This window comes from Reticulibacter mediterranei, assembly GCF_016587455.1.
Window position 1 is genome coordinate 3170827 of sequence record NZ_BNJK01000001.1, and the last position, 17980, is coordinate 3188806.

A 17980-nucleotide genomic window follows, 5' to 3' on the forward strand; every position below is an offset into this window, starting at 1 on the left:
AGATTTGTCGTGGAGGTTGTGATAACCCCCCCAAAGACGCTGGCAATACTTGCTCAAAAAGCGGGAAAATCAGTTGACGAGTTGGTGAAAACGGTTGATACCTACCCCTTTGCTCTCACTCATTTTCTGCGCCAGCGCGTGGAAGAAGGAACATACTCATTGCCAGCATTGCGGCAATTTTTGCCCGATGCTCAAGAATTACAGGATGTGGCAGGGTTTAGCCCCGATCCAGCGGGAGAGAGCGGGAAGCATCCAATTCCTGCAATCTTGCAAGCATATGATAATCGACTGGTGATTCTTCTATCGTATCAATGTCTGGTCTATTGTCGTTTCTGTGTGAGAAAAGCGCTTGTTGGCATGCCCGAATATACCATTACGCACGAGCAAATTGAACAGGCTCTCGCTTTTGTAAGAACACATCCCGAAATCGAAGATGTTGTGCTCTCGGGCGGCGACCCGCTGGCCGTCCCTAATCGTCGCCTGCTCCCATTTTTGCGGCAACTGCTGGCAATCTCTCATGTTCGGGCAATTCGGATCGATAGCCGCGCGCTTTCAACGATGCCAAAGCGAATCGATGACGAACTGCTCGACGTGCTAAAAACAGATGATCGCTTCTGGTATCATGCGCATATGAACCACCCGGACGACCTGCATCATCCCGACGTGCTGGCGGCTGCCCGGCGGCTGCGCATGGCCGGAGTGCCAGTGCTGAATCAGAGCGTCATTCTGGCGGGAGTGAACGACGATCCTGCGGTCATGGCACGGCTGATGAGCGAATGCTACTACCATAAGATTCTTCCGTACAATCTCTACGTGCTGGATCGAGTGAAAGGAGGAGTCCACTTTGAGGTTGCAGAAGAGCGCATCGTAGAGATCTGCGAGACGCTCTCACACCTGCCGGGGCCGGCACAGCCAGTCCTCATTTTCGTTGATGGGGAGAGCCGCAAGCATCGAGCAGTCTATGATCCTGTTACCGATCTCCATGCTTTTCTAGGGGCGCGTAATGCTGCTCATAGACCGATGGAAAACGTTTCGGCACTGCGATAAACAGGAGGCAGGGTCACTCTCCAGTGATCCTGCTTAGTGTGGCAAATCAACGATCGACTGCTCAATGGCACCCAGCTCTTTGAGCATCGTTTTCTGTACATTCGTTAATCCGGTGACGCCGAGGATATTCATACCTTCATAGGGACGGGGGCCGCGCAACACGCGTAGATAGGCCAGGTTAGGCGCACTCCAGAGCTTGACGGTGCCATCATGCCCACCGCTTGCCACAATCGAGGTCTGCGGGCTGAAGGTCACATATTGCAGCCAGCTGCTATGGCCGGGTAAGATATTAAGGCATTCACCGGTATCAACTCTCCACACCCGAATCGTTTGATCCTCGCTCCCGCTCACCAGCAAATCACCCTCTTGATTAAAGATGGCAGACCAGACCCAGTGACGATGGCCCTGCAAGACCTGCACGCACTCACCAGTCTGCACGTCCCAGATGCGGATAGTGTGATCGCCGCTTCCGCTCGCTAGCAGCTTCCCATCGCTGCTAAATGCGACCGAATAGACGATATCGTGATGACCTTGCAAAACCTGAAGGCATTCCCCCGTCCGCACACTCCAGATCCGAACCATATGATCGTCGCTGCCACTTGCCAGCAACGCTCCATCGGGACAAAACGCTACAGAGCGCACCCAGTTATCATGTCCCTGCAAAACGCTGACCTGCTCGCCGCTCTCGACCTGCCAGAAGCGCACCGTATGATCGTCAATGCCCGTCGCCAGCAGCGTGCTGTCCGGGCTAAACGCTACCGAACGTACCCAGTTATCATGTCCCTGCAACGTCTTCACGCATATGCCTGTATGCACATTCCAGATGCGAATCGTGCGGTCGCTATCATCCTCACCAGCCAGCAGTCGCCCATCGGGACTGAACGCCAGAGAATAACGCCACGTGCTGTAGCCCTGAAATGTTCTCAGACATTGGCCGGTCTTCACCTGCCAGAGCCGAATAGCCCTATCGTCGCTCCCACTCGCCAGCAGTTCGCCATCCGCACTAAACGCAATCGAATACACGCGGTTGCTATAGCCCTGCAACGTCCTGACGCAGACGCCCCGACTCAGTTCCCACAATCGGCTTGTCTGATCTTCGCTAGCGCTATAGAGCCACTCGCCATCCCGACTCAGGACGATGGCCGTGATACCGCCCTGATGCCCCTGCAATGTTCGCAGGCAATCGGTGCTCTTCACCTGCCAGAGCCGAATGGTATGATCGCTACTACCGCTTATCAACAGTTCTCCATCAGAGCTTATAGCAAGCGTCTGGACACCACCAGTATGCCCCCAGAGCACATTACGGCACGTTCCAACGCGCGTTCCGTCGCTTATATCGGTATCCCATAACCTGACGCTCTGATCCTCGCTGCCACTTGCCAGTAAAGAGCCATCAGCATTGAATGCCAACGTATAGATCCTGCCCTCATGTCCCTGAAGCGTTTTCAGGCAGTCGCCAGTCTGCGCGTCCCAGAGGCAAATCGCCTGATCTTCACCGCCACTCGCCAGTAGCGTTCCATCCGGGCTAAATGTCAAGGTATAAATACGGCTCTCGTGCCCCTGGAGTATCCTGACACAACGACCCGTTGCCACGCTCCATAAACGAATCGTCTGATCGTCGCTCCCACTCGCCAGTAGCGTTCCATCTGGGCTAAATGCGACCGAGCGAATCCAATCCGTATGCGTGCTAAACACATCGAGCATCTCGCCGCTACTTACGCGCCATAGACGAACAGTTTTATCGTCGCTCCCACTCGCCAGTAGCTCACCATCGGGACTGAACGCAACGGAAGTTACCCAATCAGTATGCCCCTGACAGATTAAATAGGGTACTCCGCTAATAGCATGCCAGAGTCGAATTTCTCCATTTGCAGTTCCTGCTGCGAGAAGCTGGTTATCGCAGCTCAAAGCCAGCGAAAGGATACTGCCAAATGCGCCTGTAAAGACTGAATTTGTCAGGTCGGCATAGGCGAAATTGACGCCTGGCAACCGCACGCCCTGAAGATACGCCTGCCATACCGCCAGATGCGAGAAATCATAGCGCTGCATGTCGCTACCCAGTTGCAACAGCAGGTTAAGAATATTTGCAGCTGCATAGCCAGGAACGGGCATACGCCGCTCATGGAGTCCCGTCAGCATATTGGCGAGCTTCTGCTCGCTCAACTCCTTGCCCAGTGTGTTCAACAAATGCTCGGTCAGCGGTTTCAAAATCAACTGTACCTGACTGTTCCTGGCATACTCTTTCGATTGAGCCTTCATCAAGACGTGGCTTTCCAGTACCGTTAAATCTTCGGAATCGATGTCTTCACGCACACGAGCGATGAACTCCTCAATCACGAATTCCATAATGACGGGCAGGAGGTAACAACGCGCAGACGAAGCGGTAATCTCAATCAGGGAGCGGCGACGTAATGAGTCCAGCGCCTCCTGAAAAGTGCGCATCGAGACGGGAGGCACGATATTCTCGCGCAGGGCTGTCACTGCAACCGCGTCCTGCTCGATGGCGAGCCAGTACATGATTGCGCACTCAGATGTGGAAAGTCGGGAAAACTGCTGGCTGACGAGTTCGTAGATGCCGCCAAAAACCGGTGCGCCTTCCTTTAAGAATCGCGCGATATCGCCACCAAAGAGTTCGCGAATAGGGGCTGCAATTAATTTCAAGGCCAGCGGATTGCCTCCATAAAGCTGAACGAGATCCGACCACGCCTCCTCAGAACCGCGAAGATCCTCATCCTTGAGCATCTGTTGTCCATCGGCCTGCTCTATCCCGCCGAGATGCATCGAGCGAACAGGTGAGTTACGTCCCTCCAGCGGCAGCAGTTCTCCCGGTTTCTCTCGACTGGTCAGAATGAGGCAACTCTGATGTTCCGCTTCTCCAAGCCGCTGCAATAGTTGCCCGTAGCCTTTATAGCCCTCGCGGTACACTCCCACGCGATTGCTCTCCTGAAGCACCGACTCAAAGTTATCTAAGATCAACAAACAGCGATGTACGCGCAAATATTGGAGCAGGAGCGAAATCTGTTCCTCCTTGTTGTCGGGAATCGTGATGACCCGCTGACCGGAGACAAAGAGAATACATTTTTTGAGCAGGCTCTCTAGAGGAGGGAGCGCCTGTAAAGAACACCAGAAAACATAGTCAAAATGATGTTTTGAGCGTTTTGCCAGATGATTTGCCAGGCTGGTTTTGCCGACGCCGCCTATTCCTAGAATGGTCACGACCTTACAGCGATCATAGGCGATCCAGCGTTCTAAATGAGTTAATTCTTGCCTGCGTCCGTAAAAAGAGTATGCGTCGGGAGCCTCGCCCCAGTCTTCACGCAAAGGGCGTTTGTGGCTCTCATTGAGATGAGCAACTACATCTGCCTGTATTCCGATTTGCAACAATTGGGTTAGATGGCCCTGCTCCAATTCCAACACCTGCTCATATTTGCCCAGTAGCTCTTTCGATGGCCGCCCATTGCCGTTCTCAATTGCCGATAAATAGTTTTTTGTGTACGCAGTGCGCATTGCCATTGCCGTTAAGGAGATCCCCCTCTCCTGCCTGGCTCTCCTCATATGCACGCCCAGGGGTAACTCTTGCTTGTTACTGATATCGATGGCTTTATCTTTACGGCCCATAGCAATCACCTGCCCAAATTATAGAAAAAGAAACTACTATATCAACGGGCTTTTTCCGTCAGGAAGTTCCATTTACCTCCAGCCTTATACAATGTAACATTTTTCATTCCTAAATACAATATATTTTTCTCCTGCATAAAAATTATAACAAAACGATCAAGACATCCCACACAATGTCTTACAAAGCGCTTTATAAATGAGTATAGATGTATTATTTTCAAACTCAAGTATAGCTATTCTTTTCTATTTATCATATTGATTTTACAGTTCTTTCCACCTTGATATCAGCCATGCAAGGCGTTTTATGCAACGCTCTATTTTCTTAGAGTTTACATTTGCTATAACACAATAACAATCATAGCAAACATGTTTCTTACGAATCGGTGATACATGAGCGGTGCGGAAACGAGTGTATAAATGAAGAATGCAAAAAGTTGCATTTTTAGAAAAAGAAATATATTATTACACGAGGGGAATAATCTCACATATGGAATGATTTTGTTATTGCTTAGCAGGAGGTGGCCATGATTTTTCGCCGTTATACCCCGGCGGATCGTTCAACCTGTATTGCTATCCTGGACAGTAATATGCCACGCTTCTTTAGCAATCAGGATCGTACAGAGTTCCTGGCATTTCTCGATGCACCTGTAGGTATGTACAATGTATTGGAAGAGCAGCATGGACATATCATCGGCTGCGGAGGTATCGCCACCCGTTGCCAGGAGCGCGTCGGTGTTTTAACTTGGGGGATGATTCATGCTAGATATCATCGCCAGGGCTGGGGGCGTCTGCTCGCCTTCCTGCGCCTGCGTCAGCTTACCACCTACCCCACGATACAGAAAATCATCCTGAATACCAGCCAGGAAACGGTCGGCTTCTATGAGAAGCTTGGCTTCCATACGACCGATTTCGTGGCTAACTTTTACGGCGAGGGGTTGCACTGCTTCAAGATGGAACAACAGATCGGCGATGAATTTCAACAAAGACTCAAGGTGCTGGAAACCCAATTGAAGTATCCTATCTAAAAGATATCTCCATTGGGTTTCCAGGCGAGCTTATATGGCTTGTTCGGGGAATTGAGCACAGAGATAGAGACAACTAAGGAAGGAGCACTTGCACACAGCTTGCTTGCAAAGATACGCTATAGTTGTAGAAAGCAATGTGCATGTTCATTGAACTTATACGAAAGGATTATCATGCTCAATGACCCCGTTCTTTTAAACGATTGGCATGTCGTCGCTTATGCTCCCGATCTACAAGAGGGGAAGCCGATGGCGGTGCGACTTTTAGATGAAGATCTGGTGCTGTGGCGCGTGGGCGAACGCATTCACGCATGGCGCGACCTCTGTATTCATCGGGGAGCCAAACTCTCGCTCGGAAAAGTACAAAATCAGACGTTACGTTGCCCCTATCATGGCTGGACCTACAATGAGGAGGGGCAATGCATCCGCTTCCCGGCTCATCCTGAGCAGAAGCCCCCGGCCAGAGCATGCGCAAAAGTCTATCAGGCCCGCGAGCGCTACAACTGGATCTGGGTCTCGCCGGGCAATCCCGCTCACGATGTTCCAGCCTTCCCACAATGGGATGATGCAGACTTCCGTAAGATCCATTGCGGTCCCTATAAATTTAATGCAAGTGGACCACGCGCCGTCGAAAACTTTCTGGATGTGACGCACTTCCCATTCGTCCACCAGGGATTTCTCGGTGATCCAGCCTATCCTGAAATCAGCGATTATACTGCTGAGATCGGCGAAGACGGGGTAACGGCGAAAGATATCACCATCTGGCAACCAGACCCAGACGGTTCCGGTCAGGGCGCATGGACCACCTATACCTACAAGGTTATCCGCCCATTGACAGCTTACTTTGTGAAGTCTTCGGAAGGGCCGCGCTTCGCCATGTATTTTACGGCCACTCCGGTCTCTGAGTGCGAGACGATAGCCTGGACCTATGTGGCGATGGATTATGGAGATACGCCCGAAGAGCAGATTCGCGAATTTGAAGATGCCATTACCTGGCAGGATGTGCCAGTGGTGGAGTCACAACGACCTGAACTGTTGCCATTAGATTTGCAAGCCGAGCTACATCTACGCTCTGATCGCACCGCCGTAGCCTATCGCAAGTGGCTGCGGCAATTAGGTTTGACATTTGGCACGGCTTAATATAATTGTGCATTCGGCAAATGCTGTATATTGCCGAATGCACAATTAATCTGCGGTTTATCTTCTTTTGAGCGCCTCTATTTTACTATCCACATGCTTCTCTCCCCAATCTGCCATCAGAAGCAAGATTGGCTTCAGGCTCTCTCCACATTCTGTAAGCGAGTACTCAACCTTTGGCGGAACTTCCCTGTAGACCTCTCTGTGGATAACACCATCTTCTTCCAATTCACGAAGTTGAAGCGTGAGCATGCGCTTACTTGCTTGAGGAAGCAGGCGGCTTATTTCGCCAAAACGTCGTGGACCTGCCATAAGATAGGTCAGGATCAGCGTCTTCCATTTTCCACCGATCACGCCAACCGTCACTTCAGTCGGGCAACCGGGTTCCTCATAATGCTCAAAATCTCCTTTACGCATCTTCGCTCCTTCGCATGGTTATTTTTTTGTTACTATATCACATTAATGTCACTACTTGTTTCTTGAACTACCATGCGCTATGCTCTCTCCAGAGTCTCTCTCAAAGAGATGACAGGGTGAAGATGTAATAGCTAGCAGTATTGCATCTATACAACATACATTCAGAACGACTGGATTACCTTGTATTCAACAATCATGGAGGATATATAGCACATGCAAGATCGTTCTTTCTTTACTACTGGTGATGGATACCGCATTGCCTATCGCTTCGATGGATCAGCCAATAAACCAGTGCTGGTTCTCTCGAACTCAATTGCCACCACATTAAACATGTGGGATGGACAAATTCAGGATTTGTCGCAGCATTTTCGCGTCCTCCGCTACGACATGCGGGGTCATGGCGCTTCAGACGTTCCGGTTGGAGCTTATTCACTTGATAGACTTGGACGGGATGTAATCGAGATGCTCGACGCATCGGATATCGATCGGGTGCATTTTTGTGGATTATCGCTGGGTGGTTTCGTCGGCCAATGGCTGGGCGTCCATACTCCCGAAAGGATAGATCGACTGATTCTATCCAATACCTCATCATATCTGGGACCGGCAGAACAGTGGGATCGTCTGATAATCTCCGTGTTGCAAGCCAAAGACATGTCAGCAACGACCACCATGTTCCTCAATAACTGGTTTCCTCGCTACATGTTAGAGGAGGAGAATCCCACCATAGAGCCGTTTCGCGCCACATTACTTACTATGCAACCACAGGGGCTGGCTGGTTGCTATGCAGTGGTTCGCGACACGGATATGCGCCGAACCATAGCACTTATTCCTAATCCGACGCTGGTGATCGGCGGTCAGTACGATACCGTCACGCTCCCCAGCCACAGCGAATTGATCGCGGCGACAATACCTGGATCAAAACTGGTAATGCTGCCCGCAGTACACCTGTCAAATATAGAGTATTCCAACGATTTCCTGAATATGGTGCTCGACTTCCTGCTCTCAGAATAGAATATAAATTTGCGCATGCCATTAGAAAATTGAGGGCATAGTATGTAAGAAAGAGAACACAGTGGAATATCTCCACAATGTTCTCTTTCTCAATATTATGCTTCTACCGCTCCCAATGTGCGTAACATTGCTTTTTGAGCAGAGGAGAGTCCAGAGACGCTGGTAATATTCATCTGTTCATAGGGGCGCTCTCTGCGCAATGTGTTCACGCACCTGCCAGATGCTACATCCCAGAGCTTGATCGTGCCGTCATAGCTGCCGCTGGCGACCAGAGAGGCATCGGGGCGAAATGCGACCGAATAGATTCGCTTGCTATGCTCGTAACCAGCCCAGAGCAGTTGTTCGCTGGCCCAACGCCATAAACGCACGCTCTGATCATCGCCGCCACTCACCAGCATCTCTCCATCGGGGCTGAAAGCGACGGACCAGACCCAGTTGAAATGTCCGTGCAAAATATGCAGGCAACGCCCGCTGCTAACTTCCCAGAGACGAATCGTGCCATCATCGCTGCCGCTGGCAATGACGCTCCCATCGGGGCTGAAGGTTACTACTCGCACCCGTTTTTCATGCCCTTGAAGCAACTGAATGTACTCGCCGGTCTCGATGCTCCATATGCGCACGATCTGATCCTCGCCGCCACTCGCCGCCAGTTTGCCATCGGGACTGAAAGCAGCTGACCAGATGCGATTATGCTCCTGGTAGAACGTCCGCAAGCACAGACCGGTGTTGACCTGCCACAGTCGCACCGTCTGATCATCGCTCCCACTGAGTAATAGCGCTCCATCAGGGCTGAAGGCAACCGAACGCACCCAGTTGGTATGTCCGCCAAGCGTCCTCACCGCATAGCCGGTCGCTACATCCCACAGGCGGATCGTCTGATCGTCACTGCCGCTGGCAATCAAGTTCCCTGTAGGGCTGAAGGCGACGGTATAAATCCAGGTACTATGCCCCTGCAACGTCTTCAAACAATCGCCGTTCGCCACCTGCCAGAGTCGTACAGTGCGATCATCGCTCCCGCTGATCAACGTCTCCCCACCAGGACTGAAAGCCACTGAACGCACGCGGCTGCTATGCCCCTGCAAGGTTTTGAAGCACTGGCCATCCTCCACATTCCACATCCGAATCGTCTGATCATCGCCGCCGCTCACCAGTGCCGCATTCTCCATACTGGCCCCGCTGAAAGCAACCGACCAGACACGGTTGGTATGTCCACGCAACACTGACAGGCTTTCGCCGCTGTGTATGTCCCACAACCGCACACTATGGTCGTCACTCCCACTCGCCAGCAGATCACCGTCTGGACTGACCTTAACCGACCACACGCGCCCGGTATGCCCTTTCAGCACACGCAGGCACTCTCCACTCCGTATATCCCACACGCGTATCGTTTGATCGTCGCTCCCACTCACCAGTATCGGCTCTTCGGGACTAAAAGCAATCGAACAGACACGCCCGGTATGCCCCTGTAATGTATGCATACACGCACCCGTCCGCGCATTCCAGAGCTTGATTACCTGATCGCCACCGCCGCTGGCAATCAGATTCCCCTCTGGACTGATTGCGACCGACCAGACCCGGCTCGTATGTCCCTGCAACGTATCGATGCATTCGCCGCTTCGGAGATCCCACAGGCGCACAGTATGATCATCGCTTCCGCTCGCCGCCACTGTGCCATCAGGTCCGAAGACCACCGAGCGCACACGATTGGTATGACCATAAAATGTTTTGAGACACTGCGTGGTTCTGGTGTCCCAGAGCCGCACCAGTTGATCGTCGCTCCCACTGAGCGCCATATTCCCATCAGCGTTGACCGCCACCGAACGCACCCAATCAGTATGGCCCTGGCAGATACCAAGCGGCGCACCAGTCGGTGCATTCCATAATCTCACCTCACCGTTGGCAGTAGCCGCTGCGAGCAACTCACCATTAGCGCTGAGGGCAACAGAGAGAATGCTGCCGAACGTATCAGTGAAAATACAGTGTTCAAGTTGAGCATTGGCAAAATTGACCTGTGGCAGAGCAACATCCTGCAAATAGGCGTTCCAGACCGCGAGGTTGGAAAAATCGTAGCCGCGCAAATCTATCTTCGATTGCACCAGCAAATTGATGAGATTACCAGCGGCATATTCAGGGGTCAGAGGCCGCGTCTCGCGTAACACGGTGATCAGGTGCCTGAGTCTGGCCTCGCTTTCCAGCTTTCCAAGATGGCTCAAGAGTTGTCGTGCCACCGGCTCCAGAAAGAGGCGCACCTGATTATTTCTGATATGATCCTTCGCTTCCGCCTTAATCAAGGCATGATGAGCCAGCAAGACAAACTCGCCCACCTCGATTTCCCGGCAGACGCGCGCAACGAACTCGTCGGTAACATACTCCATGATGACCGGCTGCAACGTAAAGCGCGAACCACTGCTGTTCTCGATCATGGAACGTCGGCGCAACGAATCCAGCGAGTTGAGCAGAACGCGCTTGGGGAGGGGACGCACAATTTTCTCTTTGAGCAGATCGTTTAAAGAGATCGGCTCACAGGCCAGCGCTAACCAGTAGATAAGTTCCTGCTCTTGCGCTGAAAGGCGATGAAACTGTGCATCAATCAGATCGTAGATGTCGCCAACAACGGCCCCGCGCTCGGCCAGGAATTCGCCTATCTCGCCACCAAAAATCTCACGAATGGGCGACACGACCAGCATTAAAGCCAGAGGATTACCAGCATAGATCGAAATCAGATCTGCATATTCCTGCTCGGAACCATTCAGCCCCTTCTCCTGCAAAATCATGCTGCCCTCGGCCAGCCCGACTCCGCTTAAAGGGAACGTGACAACCTCTGATCCCACCATCTCTTCAATATTTTGCGGTAGCTCGCGGCTGGTCAGAACGAGGCTGCTTTGATGCGAACTCGCACCGATATAAGAGAAGAGCGAACCATACTCTTCATAGCCAGCACGATATGAACCGGCGCTCTGTTGACTTTGCAGGATTGTTTCGACATTATCGAAAATGAGGAGGCCGCGCCATTGCCGTAAATAGTCGCCAAGCATGGTGATCTGCTCATCGATATCCTTTGGCAAATCCACCTGCTCCTGCCCGGAAAGAAAGCGCAAACAATCGGACAGCAATTCTCTGAGAGGGGGAGCGTTTTGCAGGGTACGCCAGTAGACAAAATCAAAGGCATCTTTCACCCGCTCTTTTAAGACAGATGCAAGCATTGTTTTGCCAATACCGCCGATTCCCAGGACGGTCACGATGCGACAGTGATCCTCAACCAGCAACATCCGTAGCTGCGCAAGCTCCTGTGCGCGTCCATAAAAACTGCCAATGCGGGGAGCTTCGCTGATATATTCCTGAGTTTTATGACCTTGATCTTGACCCTGGCCCTGATCGCCCTCTTTTTTCTCATCATGTTGATCCTGTCGTGCCTGCTGATCTCCCACAGAGGGGGCGAATAGTGCCTGTGATGGCGAACGTTCAGGGGCAGTGATGGGAAGCAACGAATAGCGCCGTCCCAATACAACGCCGCCCTCCTGCTCAGCCACTAACACGCCAGACTCCAGTTCCAGCACCTGCTCGTAGGCCAGCACCAGTTCGCGCGAAGGACGCCCATAGCCATTCTCAACCGTCGATAAACGCCCCTTTGTATACCCGATAGTCTTTGCCATATCTGAGAGAGTAATGCCCTTTTGCATGCGAGCGATCCTCATCCTGGCCCCAATCGTGTTTTCTTGAGAAACTATTTTCTCTTTACGCCCCATTGTTTTCACCTCCAGCCCCAGTATACACTAAAAAGGTGCAAAACAACATAGTGTTTACAGAACAAAACAAAATCAGCGCCAAAATACTTGCAAGAATGCCAGGCTCCATGTTATTATTGTTTTACTAGAGAACAAAACAAAAAAGTTTTCTCGAAAAACAATTTAAATCGAATGGGGATGATACACAGACGACATTGTTCGAGGGGGAAACAATGTTCCGAATAATTCAGGGAGGAACTCTTGGCTATGCTTACCCAGGTCATTGCTTCTGTTCAGCCTGATGCCGAAGCGTTTCTATCGGAATATGATGTCTATATTCATACGCAGGCGCGCAAACAGATGCTCAACGCCCGTAGACTTGTCCACGCTGATGTCCTTGATATGGAAGTTGATGAGCTTGCCCAGAAGACACGCATCAAACTCTGGCAGGCGTGGCAGAAGCAATACATTACTAACCCAAAAGCCTATATCAGTCGCATCGCCCATAACGAGTTTATCTCAATGATACGTCAACACCGGCCTACCGACCCGCTCACATTAGATGACGACGGCGAGGTCTATCAGGGCAATGTCATGTACGCTTTTAGTCAGGAAAGTCTGGACCCGGCTGAGGAGGTGGAGCAGGCCGATACAGGTCGGTACTACTTACATGAGGCAATGGAGGAAATCGTAGCATTGCCGCAGCGTCAGCAACGAGCAATGCTCTGCTCACTCAAAGAGAATATCGATGATCTTCATACATTTATACATGAGTGCAGGACACGCGATATTGACGCAGAGACGCTTCAGAGGCCAATGCACGGGGAAGAATTGCAGGCAATGCGCTCCTCAACAACGATTGCCAGAAAAAAGCTGCGTATCAAGCTCAGTCTCTGTACAATGGTCTCGTAAATAGAAGCCTTATCTATTGACATGCAGATGACAAGATGATAAGCTTGCACTCAAATTTCGTATGCCAGGGCGCAAAAAGTAGATGAAGAATACCAGTGCGTATGATAGCTTGCACACAGATAGATACAAATCAGTGGTGCAAAGACGTGACTTGCAGACTCTCTATACAGAGGCATCGCAAGCAAGCAAACAAGGCGTGTTACAAGGTCTCGGACCCTTAGAACACGTCTTTACTCTTTTTTTAGAACATGAACAACGTCTCGATCCCCTCTCAACGGACGAGTTGCTCGCACTTTTTGATCGGTGTAGCGATCCTGAAAAAAGCGCATATGAGCTACGAGACGTGCTGCATCAGCTTGCTCCGGGCAATGGTCGCATCGGGCACCAGCAAGTCAGTATCCTCACCAATCATTTGAGGCAACGTGTCGCTACTTTCTTGCGACAAAACCACTATCCCTTTCAACAACTGCTTCCACACGATCATGTCTTCGGCAGCGGAGGAGATTTCTGCAAGACGATCCATGCCAGCACAGCCGCCGCAATTCTGGCCGCTCCTTTTATCAAAATCTGCAAAACGGGAACCACCAATGTAACAAGCTATCACGGTAGCGCTCAGGCGATGCTTGAATTTGGCTACGCCACTCGTACGCTCTCAGTCACTCAACTCAACAGCGAATTGGAGCAATTTGGCTTTGCCTTTCTCCCACTCTCAGCACTCGGCTTTCCCTATTCTCAGGCGCTTAAAGAGGCGCGAGGCATGCTGTGGGACGAGGCCAGAGAGCAACTAGTGAGCCGTTGTGCCATCGGTGCCCCCGATTGGCAAGCAACCATGCAAAATACAGCGATTCCGATGGATATCTTTAAAATCGTCTCGCCCAACGCTCAGGTACTCCATCCTCAGCATCATACAACTGGCGTCTGCCACGCCCATATGTTGCCCTACGTCCTCTCTCTCTACCTGCATCTAAACAGCCAGGGCTTCATTGTGTATAGCTACGACGGCATCGACGAATTCGCCACTGCATCTAGCAACCTTGACCCGCACAACCACAACAACCTGCTGATCTGGGTCCGAGCCAATGATATCGTCATCACAGAATGCTCGCCCGAAGATCTGGGATTTCCACGCGCTCCGTTGAGTGCTATTGCCGAAGAGGAAGATTTGAGTGCGACCAATGACGAATTAAAGCAAATCATTACCGGGCACATGCGCGGGGCCAAACGAGATTTCCTGGTTGCCAATGCCGCGCTGCTCCTGGTTGCGGCAGAGTATGCGCCCGTCGCCCACACAGATCCCATAGAGCAGATCCGCATGGCAGCTCGCCTGATCGAAGCGAAGATCGACTCCGGGCAGGCTGGCGAGAACTTTTATCACTTGCTAGAGGCGCATAATCATAGATGAGGGGTGGCGTCACCCACCCCTTCACTGCAATGCTTGCAGGGTACCTGGCGCATCTTTTTATCAGCACCATCACGTTCACAAGACAGCCTATCTCTGTGTCTTCAAGCGGCAGGATGATGAGCAACAGATCCTCTATTGTTGTGTCACAGCCGAGGATCTCTTCGCCCTCTTGTCTTTCGTCGAAACCTTTGCTTGAGAAGGTGGAGGGTGTCTCATAGCTTGCTCGTAGAGCATAGACGAGAGTATTTGGGTTGGAGAAGGTCGAAGGAATCTTATGGCTCGCCCTTTTTCCCACAGGAGCATCAGGCGTAAAATGGGAAAGTATGCCATATGGTGGATAACATTGTGGAAAAGTATTCCAGGATGTTGATAAGTTGGATACGTCTCTCGCCCCCCACTCTGACAAGCGAGAGGATGGAGACAGTCCACAAGACCAGAAGGCAGGCCGAAACGCAGGGATGAGGTGTGTCCAGCGCAAACAGCGTCTTGTTTTGCCTCATCTGGTCTCGTGATCTCTTCTCCCGTCCCTTTCGCCTCGTCACCTTTCACCCTGGGACAAAGCCATCAGCAAGAGGGCCAGCTCGTTTCAACAAACAAGCGGTGCAAATAGCGATTTACTCTCTGGAAGCAGACGACGACAACTCTAAGGCTTCGATGGTCTCCAGAACCTCTTGGGCGTGTCCACCGGGTTTGACGTTTCGCCAGATTTTGCGCACGATCCCCTCTTGATCAATGAGGAAGGTTTCCCGGTTGAGGCCAAGCATCCCAAAGAGACCTTTCTTCACACCATACAGCCTGGCAACCGTCGCCTCGGTATCTGCCAGCAAAGGAAAAGGCAACTCGTACCTGTCGGCGAAGTGCTGATGCGAAGGGAGATCATCTGCACTCACCCCTAAGACCACCACGCCTCGTTTTTGCATCTCCTGGTTGGCATCGCGGAAGGAACACGCTTCCTTCACGCACCCAGCCGTTTCGTCTTTTGGATAAAAATACACCACCACCGTCTTCCCGCGTAATGCACTTAACTGCACATGACCATCGTGGACGATCAGCTCACTCCCGATGGCTGGGAGTGAGAAATCAGGGGCCGGGTGTGCTTCTTGGACATCGCTCATGACGTATGTACCTCTTTTCAAAACAGTGGTTACAAAAAAATGTTCAGCCGATCTGAACGTTTTGACTGTATCACAGACAAAGTGCTCTGGCAACACAAAGGCGCTCTTGTCAGCGGGAGCCGATCAAGCCATCACGTAGATACCAGTAATGAAGACTCGCAAACGCTGGATGCTTCTTCCACTCTACCTGATCAGCCAGCAAGAGCGCGTGGAGTCTCTGCTTCAGAGCGGCTCCTGGGGCTGTCAACACGCCATGTTGATGATGATGAGACTGAGACGGAAGGCAAGGACGTTCGATGAGTGAACAGCGTCAGGAAGAGGACCAGGCACTCTGGGAAGAGATTCCTGAGCCACCACAAGAAGCCGTGACCTTTGATTACAGCACTCTTAATGAAGAGACACGTGCCTTTGTGCGACAGAAAACGGAGGAAACCCATCTCTATCTCAAGCGCACAACGGAGGCGATTGTTCAGATTGGACACAATTTGCTCGCCGTCCAGCACCGTCTGGGGCACGGACGGTTCATGACCTAGCTCCAGGTCGAGTTTGCGATGAAATATCACACGGCCCATAACTGTATGCTCGTCGCTTCGCGCTTCGGCGACAAATTTAGAAATTTTCAAAATTTCCCCACCTCCGTCTTGTATCTGCTTGCCCAACCTTCCATCTCTGAGAGCATTATCGCCCAGGTAGAAACTGGGCACCTGGCTCCCACGTTGGGAGCGATCAAGGCCGCGAAACAGGCTGAACATGCGGCCAACGTGCAAGCCAAGCAGCAGGCACAGAGCGATGCCCCAGATGAGCAAGAACAGTCCCAAGAGCGTACACTACATCACCAGCACGAGCCTGATGTGCCTCCTCAGCGCGAGACCCCATCTTTGATGCAACAAGCAGAACCAAGAACCATCATCAAAGAGGCGATGCCCAAAGCAACCGAAGTCGAGCTAGCCGCGCTTCGAGAGCAGATCCGCAGGCTCTCCCAGGAGCGGGATGCTCTTTCCAGGCAAGCCGTGGAGCAGGCCCGGCACGCTCAGGCAGCCGCTTTGCAAGAGGACAAGAGGCCCACAGCTCACACGAGCGTTCTGTGGCAACGCAGAACACAGGAGACGTTGCAGATCCTTTTGAAGTGCCGGTAATAAACCATACTCTCATGATAAGAACTCTCCTTACTGGAAACTATTTACAATTCTTTGGCGATCTCTTTGTTCTGAGCAGCAATCTGCTTCGCCGCCTCCATATCGTTGCTCATTCGTGCATCCCAATAAGTAACTTTTCCATGCAGATACCGTTGCCGCGCTTTGAGCCTGCAAATCTGCTCCTCGACCTCTTCGGCGTGAGCCTGAAACAGAACCTTCTGTTCCGCAGCCACTTCATCGCCACGTTCGCGTTGCCGCAGGTATGTTCGCATAACTTCGAGCGAGAGGCGCTTACACACAGGTAGGAAAGCGCCTCCACGGCCGCTGCTGTCTCGGCTCCTTCAACCTGCCAAGACGGCTTTCACGGCTGCGCCGCGAATCTACGGAGTTTTGTAATTTACAGCTTCATCTCATTACCCTTTCATTTCGTGAGGCGTAAAGTAATGTTCGTTCTTCAGATCATCTTTAAGATTGGGGTGAGCAGGTATCCAGTTGAGGAGTTTCTGGGTTATTTGACTTGAAGTTGGATTGTCCACTGACACAAAGAATGCCAGGTGACCGAAATGCTTCTTCGCATCATCCGGCGAAATCCCTTTAACGGGGAGATTCAGTCTGTTTCCTATCATCTCGGCAATATGTTTAAAGGCGATGCCCCGATCATGAACAGCATGCAAGCGTGAACCAGCAGGTGCACTCTCCACAGCCAGGCGAAAGAGCCTGGCGGCATCCAACTCATGAACGGCAGGCCAGCGATTTAAGCCATCTCCGATGTAAGCTGAGAAGCCTTTGTCGCGAGCGATACGAATCAAGGTAGGGATGAAACCAACCGCATTATCTAATGGCCCATGAACCGTTGGAGCCAGCCGAACAACGGACGAACGCACATTTTTAGCCGCTAATCCAATGATAAAATTTTCAGAATCTATGCGCGATCCAGATGGGAGCGTGTCAGTTTCTGTGGTGATCTGTCCTGGGTTTGCCGCTCCATAGAGTAAGATACCGTTCACGCCAACCAATGGCTTGTGAGTATCCTCTAGCGCCTTTGCTAGAGCGCTCAGGGCTTTCATGTCGGCCTCGGCAGCCCCAATCATATTGCCGCTAAAAAGCAGATCGTGTTTAAAAGCCAGGTGAATGACGCCATCAGCCTCGTGAGCGCCAGTGGTCAAGTGTTCCAGATCATCAAGTGAGCCACGATACACCTCCGCCCCAGCCTTCACGAGCAGATCAGCCGCTTTGTCTGAACGTGCCAACCCGATGACTGTATGACCAGCACCAAGTAATTCAGAGACGACGACTGTGCCAACATGACCGGAAGCCCCGGTAAGAAAAATCTTCATAGTCAACTCCTTACGTTTCATTATGATCTTTGTATTACCTGAAAACAGCAGACTTGAGCACCTCTTCGCATCACATTCAGAAACGGGTTGGTGCGCGCTCT

General features: G+C 51.6%; 15 protein-coding genes. 9 read left to right on the top strand and 6 right to left on the bottom strand.

Annotated features, from left to right (window positions below; genetic code table 11):
- The first annotated feature begins 9 nt into the window (after positions 1-9).
- On the top strand, positions 10-1047 hold the full coding sequence (locus K3T83_RS13445) for a KamA family radical SAM protein (protein WP_220203480.1): 1038 nt from the start codon (positions 10-12) through the stop codon (positions 1045-1047).
- 33 nt (positions 1048-1080) lie between these two features.
- Here the strand turns inward: K3T83_RS13445 and K3T83_RS13450 are convergent, their stop codons facing one another.
- A complete protein-coding gene (locus K3T83_RS13450; protein ID WP_220203481.1) occupies positions 1081-4665 on the bottom strand; it encodes a WD40 domain-containing protein in 3585 nt (1194 codons plus the stop codon).
- A 524-nt stretch (positions 4666-5189) separates the two neighbouring features.
- Here K3T83_RS13450 and K3T83_RS13455 point away from each other — a divergent pair.
- Positions 5190-5690 (top strand): GNAT family N-acetyltransferase, encoded by a 501-nt coding sequence (locus tag K3T83_RS13455; RefSeq protein ID WP_220203482.1) that lies wholly within the window; start codon positions 5190-5192, stop codon positions 5688-5690.
- Between the two features lie 171 nt (positions 5691-5861).
- Positions 5862-6827, top strand: coding sequence for an aromatic ring-hydroxylating dioxygenase subunit alpha (locus tag K3T83_RS13460; RefSeq protein ID WP_220203483.1), 966 nt, complete (start codon positions 5862-5864; stop codon positions 6825-6827).
- Between the two features lie 57 nt (positions 6828-6884).
- Here the strand turns inward: K3T83_RS13460 and K3T83_RS13465 are convergent, their stop codons facing one another.
- Entirely contained in the window at positions 6885-7241 is a 357-nt protein-coding gene (locus K3T83_RS13465; RefSeq protein WP_220203484.1) for a winged helix-turn-helix transcriptional regulator, read from the bottom strand.
- 213 nt (positions 7242-7454) lie between these two features.
- Here K3T83_RS13465 and K3T83_RS13470 point away from each other — a divergent pair, with 213 nt between their 5' ends.
- Entirely contained in the window at positions 7455-8252 is a 798-nt protein-coding gene (locus K3T83_RS13470; RefSeq protein WP_220203485.1) for an alpha/beta fold hydrolase, read from the top strand.
- A gap of 95 nt (positions 8253-8347) precedes the next feature.
- Here K3T83_RS13470 and K3T83_RS13475 read toward each other — a convergent pair whose 3' ends face one another.
- The gene (locus K3T83_RS13475; RefSeq protein WP_308441681.1) at positions 8348-11998 is read right to left on the bottom strand and encodes a WD40 domain-containing protein; all 3651 of its coding nucleotides are present in this window, start codon (positions 11996-11998) and stop codon (positions 8348-8350) included.
- Positions 11999-12244: 246 nt separating this feature from the next.
- Here K3T83_RS13475 and K3T83_RS13480 point away from each other — a divergent pair, with 246 nt between their 5' ends.
- Together K3T83_RS13480 and K3T83_RS13485 are read left to right on the top strand one after the other, a co-directional pair.
- Positions 12245-12889, top strand: a complete 645-nt coding sequence (locus tag K3T83_RS13480; protein ID WP_220203487.1) for an RNA polymerase sigma factor — start codon at positions 12245-12247, stop codon at positions 12887-12889.
- A gap of 82 nt (positions 12890-12971) precedes the next feature.
- Positions 12972-14291: a hypothetical protein gene (locus K3T83_RS13485; protein ID WP_220203488.1), complete on the top strand. Its 1320-nt coding sequence runs from the start codon at positions 12972-12974 to the stop codon at positions 14289-14291.
- Between the two features lie 614 nt (positions 14292-14905).
- Here the strand turns inward: K3T83_RS13485 and K3T83_RS13490 are convergent.
- Positions 14906-15406, bottom strand: a complete 501-nt coding sequence (locus tag K3T83_RS13490) for a peroxiredoxin (RefSeq protein WP_220203489.1) — start codon at positions 15404-15406, stop codon at positions 14906-14908.
- 148 nt (positions 15407-15554) lie between these two features.
- Between K3T83_RS13490 and K3T83_RS13495 the strand changes: the two genes are divergently transcribed.
- Genes K3T83_RS13495 through K3T83_RS13505 form a run of 3 tightly spaced genes read left to right on the top strand, consistent with a single transcriptional unit; the run spans position 15555 to position 16542 of the window.
- Positions 15555-15710 carry a hypothetical protein gene (locus tag K3T83_RS13495; RefSeq protein ID WP_220203490.1) on the top strand — a complete coding sequence of 52 codons (156 nt, stop codon included), beginning with the start codon at positions 15555-15557 and terminating at the stop codon, positions 15708-15710.
- On the top strand, positions 15703-15939 hold the full coding sequence (locus K3T83_RS13500) for a hypothetical protein (RefSeq protein ID WP_220203491.1): 237 nt from the start codon (positions 15703-15705) through the stop codon (positions 15937-15939). Before K3T83_RS13495 ends, K3T83_RS13500 begins: the two co-directional genes overlap by 8 nt.
- A gap of 18 nt (positions 15940-15957) precedes the next feature.
- Positions 15958-16542, top strand: coding sequence for a hypothetical protein (locus K3T83_RS13505; RefSeq protein WP_220203492.1), 585 nt, complete (start codon positions 15958-15960; stop codon positions 16540-16542).
- A 44-nt stretch (positions 16543-16586) separates the two neighbouring features.
- On the opposite strand, the gene K3T83_RS13510 is transcribed toward K3T83_RS13505, so the two are convergent.
- The gene (locus K3T83_RS13510; RefSeq protein WP_220203493.1) at positions 16587-16841 is read right to left on the bottom strand and encodes a MerR family transcriptional regulator; all 255 of its coding nucleotides are present in this window, start codon (positions 16839-16841) and stop codon (positions 16587-16589) included.
- A 114-nt stretch (positions 16842-16955) separates the two neighbouring features.
- Positions 16956-17879: an SDR family oxidoreductase gene (locus tag K3T83_RS13515; protein WP_220203494.1), complete on the bottom strand. Its 924-nt coding sequence runs from the start codon at positions 17877-17879 to the stop codon at positions 16956-16958.
- Positions 17880-17980: the final 101 nt, after the last annotated feature.

Excerpts from the sequence above, each read along its gene's own strand:
- K3T83_RS13450 (WP_220203481.1), bottom strand. The coding sequence starts at position 4,665 with ATGGGCCGTAAAGATAAAGCCATCGATATCAGTAACAAGCAAGAGTTA.
- K3T83_RS13455 (WP_220203482.1), top strand. The coding sequence starts at position 5,190 with ATGATTTTTCGCCGTTATACCCCGGCGGATCGTTCAACCTGTATTGCT.
- K3T83_RS13460 (WP_220203483.1), top strand. The coding sequence starts at position 5,862 with ATGCTCAATGACCCCGTTCTTTTAAACGATTGGCATGTCGTCGCTTAT.
- K3T83_RS13465 (WP_220203484.1), bottom strand. The coding sequence starts at position 7,241 with ATGCGTAAAGGAGATTTTGAGCATTATGAGGAACCCGGTTGCCCGACT.
- K3T83_RS13470 (WP_220203485.1), top strand. The coding sequence starts at position 7,455 with ATGCAAGATCGTTCTTTCTTTACTACTGGTGATGGATACCGCATTGCC.
- K3T83_RS13475 (WP_308441681.1), bottom strand. The coding sequence starts at position 11,998 with ATGGGGCGTAAAGAGAAAATAGTTTCTCAAGAAAACACGATTGGGGCC.
- K3T83_RS13480 (WP_220203487.1), top strand. The coding sequence starts at position 12,245 with ATGCTTACCCAGGTCATTGCTTCTGTTCAGCCTGATGCCGAAGCGTTT.
- K3T83_RS13485 (WP_220203488.1), top strand. The coding sequence starts at position 12,972 with ATGAAGAATACCAGTGCGTATGATAGCTTGCACACAGATAGATACAAA.
- K3T83_RS13490 (WP_220203489.1), bottom strand. The coding sequence starts at position 15,406 with ATGAGCGATGTCCAAGAAGCACACCCGGCCCCTGATTTCTCACTCCCA.
- K3T83_RS13495 (WP_220203490.1), top strand. The coding sequence starts at position 15,555 with ATGAAGACTCGCAAACGCTGGATGCTTCTTCCACTCTACCTGATCAGC.
- K3T83_RS13500 (WP_220203491.1), top strand. The coding sequence starts at position 15,703 with ATGAGTGAACAGCGTCAGGAAGAGGACCAGGCACTCTGGGAAGAGATT.
- K3T83_RS13505 (WP_220203492.1), top strand. The coding sequence starts at position 15,958 with ATGAAATATCACACGGCCCATAACTGTATGCTCGTCGCTTCGCGCTTC.
- K3T83_RS13515 (WP_220203494.1), bottom strand. The coding sequence starts at position 17,879 with ATGAAGATTTTTCTTACCGGGGCTTCCGGTCATGTTGGCACAGTCGTC.